This is a genomic window from Psychrobacter fozii (assembly GCF_003217155.1).
GTDB lineage: Bacteria > Pseudomonadota > Gammaproteobacteria > Pseudomonadales > Moraxellaceae > Psychrobacter > Psychrobacter fozii.
In genome coordinates this window covers 1-1938 of the sequence record NZ_QJSU01000022.1, presented here as the reverse complement: position 1 = coordinate 1938, position 1938 = coordinate 1, and the positions used below count along the sequence as shown (strand labels likewise).

At 47.3% G+C, this 1938-nt stretch carries 2 protein-coding genes; both read left to right on the top strand.

Annotation, left to right across the window (positions count from 1 at the left end):
- Window positions 1-1020, top strand: a 1020-nt coding sequence (locus tag DFP82_RS14615; RefSeq protein ID WP_181416336.1) for a multicopper oxidase domain-containing protein, incomplete at its 5' end; no start/stop codon positions are given.
- Window positions 1021-1045: 25 nt separating this feature from the next.
- Window positions 1046-1938: copper resistance protein B (locus tag DFP82_RS14610; protein WP_110924448.1), on the top strand; the 893-nt coding region annotated here is incomplete at its 3' end.

Sequence of the window (1938 nt, the reverse complement as noted above, 5' to 3'; positions counted from 1 at the left end):
GCAGCAACAGATATAGAAGCCGCTCACGACAAGCGAAAAATGTGGAATCAAATGCGCATGATGCCGACAGATTTCACCGATCTATCTGGTGAAAAAACCTTTACTTACCTTATGAATGGTAAAACCACCGCAGCCAATTGGACACAGCTAGTGAAAGCGGGACAGCCTGTCAAACTGCGCTTTATCAATGGCTCAGCGCAAACCATCTTCGATGTGCGTATACCGGGTCTCAAAATGACCGTCGTATCAACGGATGGCAATGATGTTGCACCTGTTGCGATTGATGATTTTCGCATTGGCGTTGCTGAGACTTATGACGTCATCGTCACCCCGAACAAAGATGCGCATACCATATTTGCCCAAAATATAGACCGTTCAGGCTATGTGGCAGCAACGCTTGCGACCAAAGAAGGCGCTCGTGCAGCAATGCCTACCATGGACAAAATCGAATGGCTGACCATGGCCGATATGATGGGTGCGATGGGTGCTGATGGTTATAAAGCAAAGCATGCCAAGACCGAGTATGACTTTAAATCTGACATGCGTGTCGACAGTCCACGTATAAACCTCGATGATCCCGGTATTAACCTGCGTAATATCAATCGTGACGTGCTGAATTATAGTCAGCTGCGCTCTGTCGATGAGGCTATATTTGCAGAGCAGCGCAAGCCTACCCGAGAGATCGAGCTACATCTGACTGGCAATATGGAACGCTATATCTGGGCGCTAGATGGTGTCATGTTTAAGGATGCAACCCCTGTCAATATTAAGCCAAACGAGCGCGTACGTATCACCTTAGTCAATGACACCATGATGAATCATCCGATGCATCTGCATGGCATGTGGAGTGATTTACGAACCCCATCTGGAGACTTTCAGGTACGTAAACATACGATTGTGGTGCAGCCTGCACAAAAGATTAGCTTTGATGTGACGGGTGAATTTGGACGATGGGCATGGCATTGCCATCTGCTTTATCACATGGAAGCCGGTATGTTCCGAGAAGTTGCCGTTGTTTAACAAACCTTCAAATATGAGGCTTATTATGAAAATATCTAAGAAAAATCTGCCATTCATTGGTTTGTCATCGCTAGTCTTGCTCACATCCTCTTTTGCCACAGCTGCTGAGATGTCTGATATGGACCACAGTGGCATGGATATGTCGGGCGATATGTCTGATATGGATCACAGTGGCATGGACATGTCAGGTGATATGTCTGATATGGATCATAGCGGCATGGATATGTCGAGCGATATGTCTGATATGGATCACAGTGGCATGGATATGTCGGGCGATATGTCTGATATGGATCACAGCGGCATGGATATGTCAGGGATGCAAGGCGGGCAGCCACCAGCTGATGCTCGCAGTCCAGACTACTCAAACGGTGTTCCCTATGGGCAGTATGGTAAGCCAATGATGATGGGCAGCATGCCGTTATGGGGAGTGTCAGTAGACGATTTGGGCTATCAGTTTGATGAAGACCAAATCAACTTCGAGGCGACGGGTTGGTATGGTACTGATAGCAATCGTATAAGGCTACGCACGGAAGGTAGTGCTCAGACTAAAGATGATAAAGAAATCGACAGCTTGAGCTCGCTTGCTTATTGGAAACCACTGAGCATTTTTTGGAATGGTGAAGCTGGTGTCGCTTATGATACTGAAAACGATAACGCTGCCGTGATGGCCGGTATTGTCGGCACCGCGCCGTATTTCATCGAAACAGATGCGAGAGCCTACTTATATACCGATGGTCAACTTCGTCTTGATCTGGGCGCAGAGTACGAATGGCGTTTGGATCAGCATTGGGTGGTCATACCGGAGGTGGGATTGACTGCCTTTAGTAAAGATGACCATGATAATGACATTACCAAAGGCTTTAATGAGATGGAAGCTGAGGTTAGGCTGACTTATGAGACGTTTAGTCGCCAGCTAGC